This is a genomic window from Haloferula helveola (assembly GCF_037076345.1).
GTDB lineage: Bacteria > Verrucomicrobiota > Verrucomicrobiia > Verrucomicrobiales > Akkermansiaceae > Haloferula > Haloferula helveola.
Window position 1 is genome coordinate 398,168 of sequence record NZ_AP024702.1, and the last position, 15,649, is coordinate 413,816.

13 protein-coding genes are annotated in these 15,649 nt (G+C 62.3%); 2 read left to right on the plus strand and 11 right to left on the minus strand.

Annotated elements, in window-relative coordinates; translation table 11 throughout:
• Positions 1-136: 136 nt before the first annotated feature.
• From HAHE_RS01205 to HAHE_RS01215, 3 genes are all read right to left on the minus strand, one after another.
• On the minus strand, positions 137-958 hold the full coding sequence (locus tag HAHE_RS01205; protein ID WP_338687838.1) for a heme-dependent oxidative N-demethylase subunit alpha family protein: 822 nt from the start codon (positions 956-958) through the stop codon (positions 137-139).
• On the minus strand, positions 955-3,201 hold the full coding sequence (locus HAHE_RS01210) for a hypothetical protein (RefSeq protein WP_338687841.1): 2,247 nt from the start codon (positions 3,199-3,201) through the stop codon (positions 955-957). Before HAHE_RS01210 ends, HAHE_RS01205 begins: the two co-directional genes overlap by 4 nt.
• A gap of 67 nt (positions 3,202-3,268) precedes the next feature.
• The gene (locus tag HAHE_RS01215; RefSeq protein ID WP_338687844.1) at positions 3,269-5,863 is read right to left on the minus strand and encodes a glycoside hydrolase family 2 TIM barrel-domain containing protein; all 2,595 of its coding nucleotides are present in this window, start codon (positions 5,861-5,863) and stop codon (positions 3,269-3,271) included.
• 571 nt (positions 5,864-6,434) lie between these two features.
• Here HAHE_RS01215 and HAHE_RS01220 point away from each other — a divergent pair.
• Together HAHE_RS01220 and HAHE_RS01225 are read left to right on the plus strand one after the other, a co-directional pair.
• Positions 6,435-6,968, plus strand: a complete 534-nt coding sequence (locus HAHE_RS01220; protein WP_338687846.1) for a hypothetical protein — start codon at positions 6,435-6,437, stop codon at positions 6,966-6,968.
• A gap of 155 nt (positions 6,969-7,123) precedes the next feature.
• A complete protein-coding gene (locus HAHE_RS01225) occupies positions 7,124-8,002 on the plus strand; it encodes an alpha/beta hydrolase (protein WP_338687848.1) in 879 nt (292 codons plus the stop codon).
• A 4-nt stretch (positions 8,003-8,006) separates the two neighbouring features.
• Here the strand turns inward: HAHE_RS01225 and HAHE_RS01230 are convergent, their stop codons facing one another.
• The 8 genes from HAHE_RS01230 to HAHE_RS01265 form a co-directional block, all read right to left on the minus strand.
• Positions 8,007-8,432 (minus strand): hypothetical protein, encoded by a 426-nt coding sequence (locus HAHE_RS01230; protein ID WP_338687850.1) that lies wholly within the window; start codon positions 8,430-8,432, stop codon positions 8,007-8,009.
• 59 nt (positions 8,433-8,491) lie between these two features.
• Complete coding sequence (locus HAHE_RS01235) at positions 8,492-10,216, minus strand: diflavin oxidoreductase (RefSeq protein ID WP_338687852.1); 1,725 nt, start codon at positions 10,214-10,216, stop codon at positions 8,492-8,494.
• Positions 10,217-10,353: 137 nt separating this feature from the next.
• Positions 10,354-11,439, minus strand: coding sequence for a glucose-6-phosphate dehydrogenase assembly protein OpcA (locus HAHE_RS01240; protein WP_338687854.1), 1,086 nt, complete (start codon positions 11,437-11,439; stop codon positions 10,354-10,356).
• 15 nt (positions 11,440-11,454) lie between these two features.
• Positions 11,455-12,987, minus strand: coding sequence for a glucose-6-phosphate dehydrogenase (gene zwf / locus HAHE_RS01245; protein ID WP_338687855.1), 1,533 nt, complete (start codon positions 12,985-12,987; stop codon positions 11,455-11,457).
• Positions 12,988-13,119: 132 nt separating this feature from the next.
• Positions 13,120-13,731, minus strand: a complete 612-nt coding sequence (rpsD, locus tag HAHE_RS01250) for a 30S ribosomal protein S4 (RefSeq protein WP_338687857.1) — start codon at positions 13,729-13,731, stop codon at positions 13,120-13,122.
• Between the two features lie 22 nt (positions 13,732-13,753).
• The gene (gene rpsK / locus HAHE_RS01255) at positions 13,754-14,347 is read right to left on the minus strand and encodes a 30S ribosomal protein S11 (protein ID WP_343218194.1); all 594 of its coding nucleotides are present in this window, start codon (positions 14,345-14,347) and stop codon (positions 13,754-13,756) included.
• A 32-nt stretch (positions 14,348-14,379) separates the two neighbouring features.
• A complete protein-coding gene (rpsM, locus tag HAHE_RS01260; protein WP_338687859.1) occupies positions 14,380-14,748 on the minus strand; it encodes a 30S ribosomal protein S13 in 369 nt (122 codons plus the stop codon).
• Positions 14,749-14,904: 156 nt separating this feature from the next.
• Positions 14,905-15,552: a DUF1080 domain-containing protein gene (locus tag HAHE_RS01265; protein ID WP_338687860.1), complete on the minus strand. Its 648-nt coding sequence runs from the start codon at positions 15,550-15,552 to the stop codon at positions 14,905-14,907.
• Between the last annotated feature and the right edge of the window lie 97 nt (positions 15,553-15,649).

Below are 15,649 nucleotides of genomic sequence, written 5' to 3' on the forward strand. Positions count from 1 at the left end.
CGAAACCTCACCTATCCGAAATAGAACGGAACTCGCGCGTATTCCCGGTTATCAAACGCCCAATCACGCCACTCCGTTCAAGCACCCCCACAGCGCTAATCCAAGGCCCGACGGGGATCCGGGACGGATCTGCGAATCAGGAGAGCTTCCCGGTTTCCTCCATCTGCGCGACGATCGCCCTCTGTGCTGCGGCGATGCCTTTGTATCCGGCGACATCGTCCGGCATGGTGCGGAGCTTCTCGCTGAGACAGCTCCAAACCTCGCGATCTTCCGATAACTCGAGAAGCGGACAGACTTCGATCCGGAGCCCCATCAGCACCCCGCCGGGAATGCCGGTGAAAAGCTGGTGCTCGACCCGCAGGAATACCTCGTCAAGGCCGACGGACTCGTCGAGACGACGACGGCCCAGGTCGGGGTGGTAGTCGTACTCGCCGGAGCGGGTCAGGCCCCAGTTCTCCCGACGGAAAGACTTCCCCGGAGAAAGGCTCGCGAGAAACCGGCGAATGCGTTCTCCGATCTGCGGGTTGAGTTGCGGCACAAACGCGTGGATTTCCTCGACGGGTTTGCCCAGTGCATGCCGAAGCGACCATGAAGACGGGAAGCACACGGCTCCGGCCACCATCGAGGAATGCGCGTGGTCCATGACGAGCAGGTCCGGTTCCCATTGTCGGGACAAGGCGTGGATCCCGGCATCGCCATCACCCGGCGCATCGACCTGCCCCCACCCCGCCGCGAGCTTCCACATCTCGGCGATCAGCGGCCGTCCCTCTTCGGTCGAGCCCGCGTAGCGCTCGGGATGCCGGTCGAGCCGCTCCGCCCTCTCGCGCAACAAACGCCCATCCGGATCGGCGGGAGCGAAGAACGAACGCGCGTCGCCCGCCCGCATCTTGAAAGCCCACTCGAAGCTTCCCGGAGCGAACAGACGCCGCCAGAACGGCTCGTCGCCGGCATCACTCATCGCGCCACCGTGTAGGGCAACTCGCGTGCGGTCAGCCAGACCTTCGGCTGCAGGTCCTCGCCACCGCCCTTCATGCCGAGCAGAACCACATCGAGTTCCTTGCCGACATGCGATTCGTCGAGCGGGAAGAAGTACGTGTAGCCCGACTTCTGTTTGCGGACCGGGTACTCCCAGGCATTGCCCGGGTAGGACGCCGCACGATCCGGCGCACCGATCAGCTGGTCGCCCATGCGAATCGCCGCATAGCAACCTTCGATGCCATGCTCACCTTCGACCGCCACGCAGAGGTAGGACGTCGGCGTGATTTCATCGACAGTCACCTTGGCCGACCATGCGCGGACCGCCGGCACCGCCGCCGGGTGCGCGAACAGGTTGTTCGCACGCCAACCGTCGCGGGGAAGCTGGGTCTCGCCGTTCAACGCTTCGACTTCCGCCACCCTCTCAGGCGCCAAACGCATCCGGAAGTAGCGCCACTTGCCGGTCGGCGGGAACACGTTCATCACGCTTCCATCCTGGATCATCTCCTCGGCCGAGTGCCACGACCGGAGATCCTCGCTGAACTCGGAGCCTTGGATCGCGTTCCGGATCAGTGTTTTGTCCAAGGCCTGGGTGCGGAGCACCAGCTGCGTCAGCTCGGTCGGGCTGCCGAAATCGACCCGAAAGCACCCCTCCTCGTTCAGTCGGAGGTCCGCTCTCGCAAAGGCGTCGAACACGGTGGCTTCATCTCCATCGAAGAGGAACTCGTCGCTGATCGCACGGCTGCGTACCAAGGCCTGATCGAGGAACTCCTCCCTCGCCTTCGAAACCGCTGCAACCTCTGACTGACCCGAGCGACGCAGGCTCCTCACCTCGAGAGCGTTGTTGTCGGCAGCAAACATGGTCGCCTCGTAGAGAGCCTCCCAATCGGCCGGCAGATCGACCGGTTCGAGGTCGGCGAGTTTCCGGTGCCATGGATTCTTCAGCGGGATCGGTTCGAGCTCCTCGATGACCGGCTCAGAGCCCTCGACATTCTTGATCACGCGGTAGGGCCCTTTCGGCAACGACGGTTCGTCGCAGCCTTCGGTCGTCGCGAGCAGCAACAGGGAACGGAACGGATAGACCGTGACTTTGACCGAGTCGGCCGGCTTGAAGTCCTTGCCGAGGATTTCCTCGTAGGGATGGAACAGGCGCACCTCGCGAACTCCGACGTCCGAGAAGCCGATGCTTTCATCGAGCGCGATCTCATAGGTCACCGGCTCCCACGTGAGATTGCGCAGCGTCACCAGTCGCGTTTTCCCATCGCCCCGCGAGACCGCGAAGGGGCCGTATTTGTCCTCAGGCAGCACCATTCCCTTCACCAGGATATCGCGGTAGCGGCGGTGCAGGTTGAAAATGCGGGCGAGCTTCGGATACTCGTCGTCGCGCAGAAACCACGGGCTGCCGTAGAGCTCCGGCGCCAGGATCATGGACCGGTTGAAGGCCTGCAGAACGAGATCGTCCTCCCAGTAGTCGAGGCACGAGGAAAGGCAGACGCCGTGGTCCTCGGCCAACCGCTTGAGTTCGGGAGGTAGCCCACGGCCGAGCGCCTTGGCCCGGTTGTGCGGAGCGGTCATGTTGTTCGACATGTGCACGTCGATGTAGGTCTCCGCCCCCTGCCACAGGAAGGTTGTCGCGTACTGCTCGGCAGGCCCGAGATTGAGCCGGTGGTTCAGCAGGATCAGGTCCGGGCTGTGCTTGCGGCACTCCTTCATCAGTTCGATGAACGCCGGCTGTTTCTCATCGCGAAGCTGGCCACAGACAGCATCCATCTTGAACAACTCGAACTGGTGATCCCGGCAAAGCGACGAAAGGAAATCGATACGCGCCTGCTTTTCCTCATCGGTGTCGCCGAAGCCGTCCGGCCCGAGCCACACGCCCAACCGACCGCCGAACCCCTTCGCCTGCTCGGCGACGGGACCGAAGCCGTTCGGGAACTGGCCCTTGAACTTGCGCGTATCCGGCGAGCCGTAGTACCGCGGGGCGTCGACCGCGCCCGCGTCAAAGGCATAGATGTCGAGCACCATGCCATACTCGTCGTGGAGCCACTGGAAGAAGGCGAGGTTCGCCTCGGTCTGCTCGATGGTCGGACCTTCGTTTGTATTGTTGATCCAACTGAAGTAGTGGGCTCTGGAGGGAGAACTTTCGTCGGCACCGGGGAAGACGTCCTCGGCAAGGAGCGGCGCCACGGCCGTTGCCGCCAAGACTGCGGAGAGAATGCGTTTCATGGGAATCGGGTGGTGGATTGGAGAGGAAGACGATTCAAGGATAGCAGGGATTGAACGGAATCTCGCGTCAATCGACGGGAGGCACGCCCTCGTCGTAGACGTCGGTGGCGCGGGGCCCGCTGTTGTCGGGCTTGAAGACCGACTCCGGCTTACCCTGGTGAACGCGCTTGAGCCGCAGCTCGCGCGACTCCCAGCCGCGGACGCTTGCACGGACGATGATCTCGCCGGATTCGCGTTTCTCGTTGGGCTGCACGACATCGTCGCCTGGCGTGGACGCGACAATCACGCGGGCCAGCCCGTTGAAGGTGCGGACGGTGTTCGACTTGAACGGGTGATGACTCAGGGGGTCTCCGTTGTGCACGCCGAGAATGCGGGCCGGACCGCGCACCTGGAGGGAAACCCACCGCTCGCCCTTCGGATCAAAGTTCCCGTCGGCATCCTCAATGCGCACGGTGAGGTAAGCGAGGTCGCGTCGACGCGGATCGAGTTCGACCTGATCGGCCTCCAGCTGGAACCGGGCGGGCGGGCCGGCCGTGTGGATCGCCGTTTCGGCAATCTCGTCCCCTCCCTTGCGAGCCACCGCCCTCAGCTCGCCGGGCGCGTACGGCACCATCCACTCAAGGTGGTAGGGATTCTCCCCACCGAACTTTCGAACACCCAGTGACTCACCGTTGAGGAACAGCTCGGCCTCGTCGCCGGTGGTGTAGGCGTGGACCGGAATCACCGTCCCTTCCTTCCCCGGCCAGTTCCAATGGGGCAGGATGTGGATCATCGGTGTGTCCGTCCACTGGCTCTGGTAGAAGTAGTAGGTATCCTTCGGAAAATTGCAGAGATCGATGATGCCGAAGTTCCCCAGAACCCGCGGCCAACCGCCGGACTCGCCGATGTAGTCGAAGCCGGTCCAACGGAACTCCCCGAGGACGTAGGGAAGTGTCTTCGTCAGGTGCCACGAGTCGCGCGCATTGATCCGCACGCCGGCATTGTCATACGATGATTCATACCATGCGTCCGTCTCCGGGAATACCTCCTCTTCGGTGAGGTTCGGGATCTCGTGCTGCTTCTCCCGGTAGTTGGTGTGCGTTCGGTATTCACCGCGGGTCTGGAGCGAGTGCGGCACTTCCGACGCATAAATGATCCGGTTCGGGAACCGCTCGTGGTCCTTCTCATACAGAAAGCACGACCCACCGCCGCCGTTGTAGCCGACGATATCGAGTTCCTCGAGAAAGCCCGTCTCGTTAGCCGTGTGGATGTGGTTGATTCCCGCGGTCACCGGTCGGGTCGGATCAATTTCCCGGACGAGGTCCCGGAGCACCTTGACGGTTTCGATCTCCCCGAACTTCTGCGCCTCGGGAACCTCATTGGCGATGCTCCACATGATCACGCAGGGATGGTTGCGATCGCGCTTCAGGTGATCGGTCAGATCGCGCTCGGACCACGCGGTGAAATACTGGTTGTAGCCGTAGCGTGCCTTGCCGCGGTCGTTCCGACTGGAAACGAGTTGGCCGTCGACGAAATTCCAACCCCGTCGCCATTCGTCGAAGGTCTCGTTCACCACAAGAAAGCCCATCTCGTCCGCCATCCTCATGAACTCCGGGGACTGCGGGTAATGGGACGTCCTCAACGCGTTGCATCCCATGTCCTTGAGCATACGGAGGCGCCTCTCAAGCGCTTGGTCCCACAGCGCCGTGCCGAGAGGACCAAGGTCTTGGTGGTTGCACATTCCGCGCAGGATCACCGGCTCACCGTTGAGGAAGAAACCGTCGTTGGCGTCGAAGCGCAGTGTCCGGACGCCAAGCGGAGTATCATAGACATCCAAAACCTTGGCGCCGACCCGCAAGGTGGTGCGAACCTTGTAGAGATTCGGAGACTCGGGCGACCAGAGCATCGGCTCTTTGAGGTCGAGAAACTGGGCCACCGTCATCTCCGACCCGGCCGGGATCGACACCTCTTTCGAGCCGGCCGCTACAAAGTAGTCGCTACCCGGCGGATAGATTCCCTGATCGACCTCCACGAGCATCTCTTCTTCCTCACCGTTGATCACGGTCGTATCGATCGCGACACGGGCAGACTGCCTCGTCACTTGCGGGGTGCGCACATAGGTTCCGTGATGCGCGACACGCACAGGCTGCGTGATCGTGAGCCACACGTGCCGGTAGATGCCGGTTCCGCCATACCATCGCGCCGAGGGTTGCTTGAGGTCGTCGACCTTGACGGTGATGACGTTTCTGCCTCCGACCTTCAGGTGAGGTGTGAGATCATAGCCGACACCGATGTAGCCGTAGGGCCGTTTGCCGAGGTGGTGACCGTTGATCCAGACCTCGCCGTTCATGTAGATCCCGTCGAATTCGATGAACACGCGGCGGCCGGCGATGTTGTCAGGAACGAGGAACGCCTTCCGATACCAGCCGACCCCGGATGGCAAATAGCCGCCGGGAGCCCCGGCCGCAGCGTCGGCGTCAAAGTTGGCTTCGACGCTCCAGTCGTGAGGGAGATCAAGCTCCCTCCACGCGGAAGCGTCGTAGTCGGTCGCTTGGGCGCCCTCGGGATCCCCCAAGGCGAACTTCCAATCGGTATCGAAGTTGAGCTTCTGGCGCGGAATATCTCCGGCGGCGGAAAGCATTCCTGAAAAGACGAACGCGACGAGGCAAGTCAGGCGGCTCAACAACATCGGAATCGGGGAGTGCTACCAAGGGAGGCCATTCAAGTTCGTCGGAGCGACCGGCCCATTCTCTCCCCACCCGGCTTTTCACGACGTCCCCCGGTCATTGGAACTCGTAAACCCAAAACGAGGGAATCCAATGACCGGGGAAACTGCCCGTAATTACACGCAAGGGAATAAGCTCAGAATCCGGCTCCGTCTAGCATGCTGAGTCTCGCATTCGCGCTTATAAATCTCCCATTCACGACACGCCTCGTCGGTGAGAGCATAACAACCCCGAATGTTCGAATCCTCCGAACCTTAAGAGCCGCAAGGGTTAACCCGGCCCGACCGGCTCGAAATCTGACATTCTGAACACTACCCGCCGACCTCGAACAGCCGGATTTCCGGGCGGTTTCGAAGGCGCGACACGTCCAAATCATGAAACCGGTCAGCTCCAACGATCCTCCATTTCACGGCTGAAACCTCTCCGACAGCACGGCTTTCTTAACAAAACTTTTACAAGAATGACCCCTCTCCCCATCCGCAGCTTACAATCTCCGTCTTCAGTCGCGGCAGCACTGAAGCAAACGCCATGACCACCAATCCGATCATCCCCACCCTGCTGCTGACGCTCGCGTTCCCCGCGTTGGCTCAGAACATGCCACCGGGACCGCCCCCCGACCCGGTCGGCATGGCAATCGACAAAAACCACAATCAGGAGTTGTCGAAACGCGAGATCCGCGACGCCACCAAGTCTCTCCTCAAGCTCGACGAAGATGACGACGGAGCGCTGAGCGCCGAGGAACTTCGTCCCGAGCCGCCCCGCCACGAGCGTCGCCGTAATCGCGATGACGAAGGACAGGCTCCGCCTCCCCCACCACCCTCGCCACTGCTTTCGGCAATCGATACCGACGGAAGCGGTGATCTCTCGAGCAGTGAAATTGAGGCGGCCCCGGCAGCCCTCGCCAAGATCGACAAGGACGGCGACGGCAAGATCGACTCCGACGAGCTCGGCGTCGGCGGCCCGGGCGGTGGAGGCCCCGGCGGCGGTGGGGCTCAAGGCGGACCGCCCGGCGGCGGACCTCCTGGAGGAGGACCTCCCGGCGGCGGTGGCCCGGGACGCTGATCCGGCCCCTTTCAATGTGTGTGTTTCCCGGGATCGCCCCCCAACCCCGGGAGGCCGGGAGGTTGCCCCCCAACCTCTCGGCCTTTTTGCGCACTTCGGACGGTAGGAGTGTGCCATCCATGAAGGACCGCACGTCGGCAGGGCGTTGATCTACCATGCGCTCGATCTTCGTCGTTCCATTGATGGCCGCCTTGTTCAGCCTTCCTGCCCTTTCCAAGGAGTCCTACCCCGTCCACCCCGACTCGGTTCGTCAGCAAGGAGTACCGGTGGGCAAGGTCACCCGCCACCTCTGCAAGTCGGAAATCTATCCGGGAACCATCCGCGAGTACTTCGTCTACGTCCCGGCCCAATACGACGGCACCAAACCCGCGGCGCTGATGGTGTTTCAGGACGGCCATGCCTTTGTGAAGGAGAAGGGAGAGTTCCGCGTTCCCGTCGTATTCGACAACCTGATCCACAAGGGAGAGATGCCGGTCACGGTCGCCGTGATGATCAATCCGGGTGTTTTCGGAGACCACCTCGATTCGGCCCAAGGCTGGAACACCCCCAAGGACATGAAGAGCAACCGCAGTGTCGAATACGACACGCCGGACGGCACTTACGCGCGGTTCCTAGAGACCGAGATCCTGCCCGAGGTTTCGAAGTCGGTGAAGCTTTCCGACGATCCTTCAAAACACGCGATCTGCGGCAACAGCTCCGGCGGAATCTGCGCCTTCACCGCTGCCTGGGAACGTCCCGACCTGTTCCGCAAGGTGGTGAGCCACATCGGCAGCTTCACCAACATCCGTGGCGGCTATCACTACCCCTACCTGATTCGGAAAACCGAGAAGAAGCCGTTGAAGATCTTCCTGCAGGATGGCTCGGGTGATCTCGACAACGCGCACGGCAACTGGTGGCTGGCCAACCAGCAGATGGCCGCCGCCCTGAAGTTCGCCGAGTGGGACTACAAGACCGTCTGGGGCGAAGGCGGCCACAGCGGCGCGCACGGCGGGTCGATCTTCCCCGACACGCTGCGCTGGCTATGGCGTGATTGAGGCCTTACTCGGACGACTCTTCTCGGGTCGCCGCATCCTCGATCTTCTCGCCCACCTTCTTGAGGAACTTGCCGGTGGCGTCCGCGGCCTTTTTCACGCCTTCCTCGGTCTTCTCACCTGCAGTATGAAGGGCCTCCTCGGTTTTCTCGGCGGCGGTTCCGACTCCGTCGGCGGTCTTCTCGCCCGCCGTCTGAAGCCCGCGTCCGGTCGCCTCGATCGCCCGATCCAGACGCTCGCCAGGTGTCGGGCGTGACTCGACCACCTCCCCATCGGCCACAGGCGCCTCCAGCATGGGAGTCGGCTCAGCCTCCACAGGAGGCATCTCGGCCGTCTCCTCCTCGGGAACGATCGTCGCCTTCGGCGCTTCCTCCTTCTCGCAGCCAACCGCAAGCAAAGCCACGAACAAAGCGGACGGGAAATATGCCTTCATGATGCGAAAGCATCGCCACTTTTCGCCAAAGCGCCATCGAAAACGGCTCCGGGAGCCGCTCAGTAGACGTCGCGCTGGTAGCGTTTGTCCTTTTTGAGCTGCTTGACGAACTCGGCAGCCGCTTCCGCATCCATGCCACCGTGCTTCTCCGCAATCTCGTGCAGGGCCGCATCGACATCCTTCGCCATCCGCGACGCATCACCGCAGACGTAGAAGGCGGCACCCTCCCCAAGCCACTTCCAGAGCTCGGCGCCGTTTTCGGTCATCAGGTTCTGCACGTAGACCTTCTGCTTCTGGTCGCGAGACCAGGCGAGATCGAGACGCTGCAGCGTTCCGTCCTCCTTGAAGGCGGTGAGTTCGTCTTCGTAGAGGAAGTCAGTCGACTGGTGCGGGTTGCCGAAGAACAGCCAGTTCGCGCCCTTCGCCCCACTGATCTTGCGTTCTTCGAGAAACGCACGGAAGGGAGCGATACCGGTTCCGGGTCCCACCATGATCAGCGGCGTGTCGCCGCTCTCGGGCAAACGGAACGCTTTGTTGCTGTGAACGAACACACCGGGCGTGGTGCCGTCGGAACGATCGGAAAGGAAGGTGGAACAGATTCCGCCACGCTTTCTACCATGACTCTCGTAGCGTACGATCCCGACGCAGAGATGAACCTCACCCGGGTGGGCATTCGGACTTGAAGCGATCGAGTAAAGACGCGGCTGCAGCTTCTTCAGGATGCCGACGAAGTCCTCGCCATCGGCGAAGTCGGCCGGATGATCGACGACCAGATCGATCAGGTCGCGACCCCACGAGAAGTCCTCGAAAGCCTTCTTGTCGTCAGCCTCGACCAGCGAGCGAAGGAACGGCGAACCGCTGCGCTCCTGCCATTTCTGGATGAGCGACTTGTTGATCGTACCTATGTCGTAGGAATAGATCAGCGCATCACGGAGTGGACCTTCGGTGCCGTCAGGCAGAGGCACTTCGGTGTCCGTCTTGAACGGCAGATTCGCGAGAATCTCGTCGACCACTTCGGGCGGGTTGGCCGGGACCACGCCGAGCGCGTCACCGACCTCGTAGACGAGTTCGGAACCCTCGAGGGAGAGCTCGACGTGATGGGTCTCCTTGGCCCCGCCGGTATTGAGGTTGAAATTGTTGAGGATCGTCGACGGGAACGGGCGCTTCTTCGAGTAGCCTTCCTCTTGCTGGTCGAGAGCCGACACCGCACCCGGCACCACCTCGAACTCCGGAGAAAGGACTCCGATCACCCCCTCCGACCAAGCCTTGAATTCGTCGTCGAAGTCGACATCGCAGTCGACCCGGTCCTGGATCTTGCTCGCTCCCAAGGCGGCGAGGCGCTGGTCGAAATCGATACCGCACTTGCAGAAGTCCGGATAGCTCGTGTCACCGAGCGCCAGCACCGAGTACGAGACATCCCCGAGTTGCGGGGCGGCGTCGCTGAGAATCCACTCGTAGAGGTCCGCCGCATTATCAGGGGGCTCTCCATCACCGTAGGTCGACGTGATGATGAGCAGGTTCTTTTCCTTCGGGAGCCGCTCGCGGTCGTACTCCGCCATATCGAAGATCTCGGGCTCGAAATTGCCCTTCTTCATCCGCTTGCCCAGCTTGCGGGCAAGCCCTTCGGCATTGCCGGTCTGGGAACCCCACAGGATGGTCACCGGCACTGCGGGACCGGTCGGGGCACTCGGGATGGCAACTCCGGCGAGGGCCTTGCTGAGGAAGTCCTCAAGCCAGGCACGTTGCTCGGGTGTGAACGGTGCGTCGTCGGGAAGTCGGATCATGTCAGGAAATCAACCGGCGTCCGGGGCCGCGGAACATGCGACCTCGCCGGTAGGGGTTCAAGCCCCTTTCATGCCAACGGGAGTCCGCATGGAGGGGCGTGTGGGGCATGGGCGGGAGAGCCGGAAACATGCCAATATCAGCAGGAAAGGAGTTCAAGGAATCGCGGCAGGATCTTGCGGTACAAGGAGTTCTTGCCACCGCGGGAAAGCTGCTCACCGACGAGTTCGACCGAACCGTCAGGATCCACCGGTGCCGGAGATTCGGAGCGGTGTCCTCCGCATTCGAGACGGCGGAGAAGATGGCTGCTGCCGGGATCGCGGACGACATCGATACGAACCTCACCGGCCTCAATTTCGAGCCTTCCGAGCGGCGGACCGTCGGCATCGGGCACCAAAGTGGCCGTGATCGCCTGGCCCGTGGCCGACTCAAACGAGAAACTCTCCCCATTCCCGCCCCGGCGGGAGTCCGCCAGATGCAGCTCAAGCCCGTCGCGCCAACCCGCTTGAACCGCGAGCCAGGCCAGAAGCTGCAGGGCGGTCAACCGATGGTCCGGGTGATGGACGATTCTCACCGATTGGATCGCCCCGGCCGACTCGGAAGCCACCGGGTCGTCGAACAGCGCCGCGACCGAAACACGGAACTGGTAGCAGCGGGTCCACGACAGGTCCTGCACAACCAGTCGGTTCGACGTCTCGCTTGCCTCGAGGATCCGGCTGAAGGAATCGAGTGGATCCTTCCACGACGAGCTATCGAAGACGAATCGGTCGACGAGACTGTAGAAGCGCTCGCTGAAAATCGGGCTGAGCTCCCCCTGCCACCAAAGAATCAGCGGCAGATCGGAATTCAGGTGAGCGAAAACGGTGTTCCGGAGCCGGCCCGTCGCCCGACCGGTGAGCGCGAAAGCGATTTGCTCGCAGCAAACCGACTTCTGACCGTGGCTGAGATGGCAATGCGCCGTGATCCACGCCCGGATCGAGGCCTCCTCGGCCTCACGGTCGATACCGATCAGGATCGCCCGGCAGGCATGCTCGCGAGTCAGCTCACGGACGGCTGCCGAATTTCGAACCAGCGCGTCGGGCTCCTCGGAGTAGACGGCGAGATTGATCAGTGAGGCGTTGGTCCGCGCATCGTCCTCCTCCCACAGTTGGTGCAGTTCCCGATCGATCGAGCCGATCGGGACTTCGCGACCCAGTTCGGGATGCATGGAAAGGGTTTCGCTCATCGTCGCTGCAAGGGATCAGAGTCTGCGCCAGGAATGACCGTCGGCCGTGAGAAGATCGTCGGCCTCCTTCGGCCCCCACGTGCCGGCAACAAACTCGGCCATCGGAGGCGGGGAATCGCTTTCGTGCCACGCACGCTCGATGTGGTCGATGAAACGCCATGCCTCCTCAACCTCATCCCGCCGCGCGAACAGGGTCGCGTCGCCCGCCATCGCGTCGAGCAACAGCCGCTCGTAGGCTTCCGGGCTGCCTTTGCCGAAGCTCGTCGCGTAGTGGAAATCCATCTTCACCGGTTCGAGACGCAGGCTGGTGCCCGGGATCTTGGAAACCATGCGCAGCGAAATTCCCTCGTCCGGCTGGATCCGGATCACCAGCACGTTACCACCGGGCACACCACCCGGAAGCGCGCTGAAGAGAACGCAGGGCGGCGCCTTGAAATGCACCGAGATCTCGGTCGCCTTCTTCGGCAGACGCTTGCCCATGCGGATGTAGAACGGCACGCCGCTCCAACGCCACGTGTCGATCATCAGACGCAGCGCGACATACGCCTCGGTCTGGCTCTCGGGATCCACGCGGTCTTCCTCGCAGTAGCCGGGAACGCTCACCCCATCGACATGGCCGGCGGTGTATTGGGCACGCACGACATTCTCCGCGACCTTCTTGGCGGTGTCCCACTGACGCAGCGAGCGGATCACCTTCACCTTCTCGTCCCGCACACCGTCCGCGCTGAGGTCGGTCGGCGGCTCCATCGCCACGAGACTGAGAAGCTGCAACAGGTGGTTCTGCACCATGTCCCGCAACGCACCGGACTTGTCGTAGTAACCTCCCCGTCCGCCTTCCATGCCGAGATTCTCTGAGCAGGTGATCTGGATCTGGTCGATGTAGCGGCTGTTCCAGAGCGGCTCGAAGATCGCGTTGGCAAACCGGAGCACCATCAGGTTCTGCGCCGTTTCCTTCCCGAGGTAATGGTCGATCCGGTAGGTGTCCTTTTCCTCGAAGGTCCGGTTGACCACCTGGTTGAGGTGCTGCGCCGTCGCGAGATCGGTACCGAACGGCTTCTCCACGATCACCCGCGACCAGCAACCTTCGGCCGACTCGTTGAGACCCGCCTGTTTCAGGTGTTCGAGGATGTCATCGAAGAACTCGGGAGCACTGGCGATGTAGAACAGGCGGTTGCCCTTGCCTCCGCGATCCCGATCGATCTCGTCGAGGCGCTCGGCAAGACGCCGGTAACCATCGTCATCGGTGAACTCGCTCTTGTGATAATGAATGCTTTCGACGAAGCGGTCCCAGATCTCGTCGTCGTGGCCGGAGCGCGACACCTTGCGGTTGAGTTCCTCGAGTCCGGCACGGAATTCGGCATCGCTTTTGTCGCGACGCGCGAAGCCGACGATCTTCACACCGGGAGGCAGTTCGCCGTCCACCGCGAGGTTGTAGAGTGCCGGAACCAGCTTGCGGTGCGTCAGGTCGCCGGTGGCGCCGAAAATAACCACCGTGCAGGGCTGGGGACGGTTTCGTGAAACGAGATCTTCGCGGAAGGGATTGCTCATGGACGGGCAGGCGGTTTCGCTCATCTTGCAGCTCTGGAAAAGCCAAATGGCAATGAATTCCCGTCACGCAAGCCATGAACGCGAAAACGCCCGGGGTTTCCCCCGGGCGCCGTCGAAAAAATGTCCTCCGGATCAGCGCGAGTAGAGCTCGACGATGAGCTGCTCGTTGACCAGCGGATCGATGTCGGAACGCTCGGGGACGCGCTCGACGATGCCTTCCATCGTCTCGCGATCGAGAGTGAGCCAGTCAACCAGCGGAACCGACTGGGTCAGGTCCATCATGCGCAGCGCGAGCTGCTGGGCCGACGGCTTCGAGCCGATCTTGATCTTGTCACCGGGCTTCACCTGATAGCTGGCAACGTCGACCTTGGTGCCGTTCACGAGAACGTGGCCGTGATTGACGAGCTGGCGCGCGGCGGCGCGGGTGTTGCCGAAGCCGAGGCGGTAGCAAACGTTGTCGAGGCGCTGCTCGAGAAGCTGGAGCAGGATCTCACCGGTAACACCCCGGCGACGTGCGGCCTCTTCGTAATAACCGCGGAACTGCTTTTCGAGAACGCCGTATTGGAAGCGGAGCTTTTGCTTCTCGCCAAGCGCGATCGAGTAATCGCTCTTCTTTTTCCGGCCGGCACGGAGACCGTGCTGCCCGGGCGGGAAGTTGCGGCGTTCGAGGGCCTTCGAGGAACCGAAGAGAGCGACGCCAAAGCGGCGGCTGATCTTCGCGCGGGGTCCGGTGTAACGAGCCATGATTCAGTAAAGTGTGGGGAAATTAAACGCGGCGGGCCTTCTTCGGACGGCAACCGTTGTGCGGGATCGGGGTGACGTCGCGGATGCCGGTGACATCGACGCCGAGTGCTTGGACGGCACGAACGGCCGACTCACGGCCCGAACCCGGACCCTTGACGCGGACTTCAGCCTCCTTGAGGCCGTGGCCCATCGCCTGGCGGCAGGCGTCTTGCGAAACCACCTGGGCGGCGTAGGCCGTGCTCTTGCGCGAACCCTTGAAGCCCATCTTGCCGGCGCTCGACCAGCCGATGGTGTTGCCGCTGGCGTCGGTGACGCTGACGATCGTGTTGTTGAAGGTGGCCGTCACGTGGACGATGCCCTTCGAGATGTTCTTCGATCCCTTGGCCTTGTGGATCTTGATCTGACCCTCTTCGGCGCCGGCGATCTCGGCGAAAATGTCGCGCTTCTCCTCCTTCTTCGGAGCGCCGCCATCCTCAGGCTTTGCTTCCTCGCCCTTGGCTTCGGCAGCAGGTGCCGCGGGAGTCTCCTCGGTCTTCGGGGTCTCCGCCTTCGGGGCGGCAGCCGCTTCCTCCGAACCAGTGTCAGGAGCTTCGTTCTTGGTTTCTTCGTCAGCCATCGTCGGTGAATGCTAGAATCTCAGTGTCGCCCTTACTTCTTCACGCCCACGGTCTTCCGCTTGCCCTTCCGGGTGCGGGCGTTGGTGCGGGTGCGCTGGCCACGGACCGGAAGGCCTCGCTTGTGGCGGATGCCGCGCACGCAGTTGATCGAGGTCAGGCGCTTGAGCTGGGCCTGCTTCTCACGGCGGAGGTCGCCCTCGATGATGATCCCCTCGCTCTGGATCACGGTGCCGATCTTTACCAACTGGTCCTCGGACAGCTGTCCGGTCCGGAGGTTGGGGTCGATGCCTGCGTGTTCAAGAATGCGCGACGCGGTGGTTGTTCCGATACCGTAGATGTAACGGAGCGACGCCTCGATGCGCTTTTCGTTGGGGATTTCGATGCCGAAAATTCGTGCCATGGGACTCGTTGGTGAGCGGATGCCGCCACGCGGCGGATGGCGACGACAGGTCGCGCACCGGTGCGGAGCGGGCGGGCTGTTTAGCAGAGGATTGGGGGCTGACAAGCGGGAAATCGAAATTTTCCGACCGATTTCCCCGCCATCCCGAGGAGTGTTTCAGAGTGCTCGAATGCGAAGCGATCGAAACCAAACTTCCCCGCCATGATCCTGAAGCAGGATCTTGCCCGGTCCCGGTTCCCCATATCCCTCGATTTTCGCGAACTTGCTCGACTTCTTCGCCGCCGCCCAAGCTTCCGATCCGACCTCGGCCGCCACAACGAGTTTCCCGTTGAGCCAGTGCTCCAGTTTCTTGCCCGAGACCACGATCTTGGACCGGTTCCACTCCCCCACCGGCGCGAGTGCTTTCGACTCACTCGCCGGAAACATCACATACATCGCGCTGGCCGAGGTCTTCGGGTTCTTGCCGTTGGAGTGCTTCGCATCGTCGAGGATCTGGTATTCCGGACCGATCCACCCGGCGGGCGTCTTGCGGACCCGGTATTTCAGTCCGCTGTTCACTCCGGGTGACACGCGCCACTCGAACTCCAACTCGAAATCGTCGAACTCCTCGGCGGAGATCAGGTCGCCGGACTTGGCGGCACGGTGGATGCTACCGTCGACCACTTCCCACCCCTTGCCGGGCTTGCCGCCATTGGAGGAGGTCCAGCCCTCAAGGGTCTTGCCATCGAACAAGGACACCCACTTGCTTTCCTCGGCCGTAGCCACCGAAACCAACGCCATCGCAACCAGCAAACGAATCAACATGCCGCACCTTCACCGCACCCCGTCCGGGTGGCAAGTCCGGCGAAGATTCTCATGACTCGACAAAACGAAGCCCGACCCTAGCGTCGCTTTGAAGCCG